Raw genomic sequence first — 388 nt, forward strand, 5'->3', positions numbered from 1 at the left:
TTTTCAGTAGCTCACTCGCCAACCCTTTACCCCAATATTCTTCACTCAGTAAGTAACCAATATGCGCTTCACTTTCGCTCTCTACATAGGCGAAAAGAAAACCGATTAGCTCTTGCGCTTCCGATTTTACTTGAAGCAGCCGACTCTCCGACGACATTCGGTCAAGCCAAACTCTAGCCAATTCCACGGAAGTAATGCCATGAAAATATGGAGGCAAGTTTTCAACAACCAATGGCGTTAGTATATTAGGGATCTGTTCGACCAGAGCTGAACGCTCAGTTAACGAAAGATCACCTGAGACTTCAATTACTCTCAACCTCTGAGTTTCAAACGAAATTGTCATAGAATCTGCCTATTTGGATACAAATCATAACGCCCGGCTAAGGGG

At 43.8% G+C, this 388-nt stretch carries 1 protein-coding gene; it reads right to left on the reverse strand.

Annotated elements, in window-relative coordinates:
* Positions 1-343: GNAT family N-acetyltransferase (locus DD616_RS03940; RefSeq protein WP_208871489.1), on the reverse strand; the 343-nt coding region annotated here is incomplete at its 3' end.
* Positions 344-388 lie beyond the last annotated feature (45 nt).

Source organism: Vibrio anguillarum (assembly GCF_003390515.1).
Lineage (GTDB): Bacteria > Pseudomonadota > Gammaproteobacteria > Enterobacterales > Vibrionaceae > Vibrio > Vibrio anguillarum.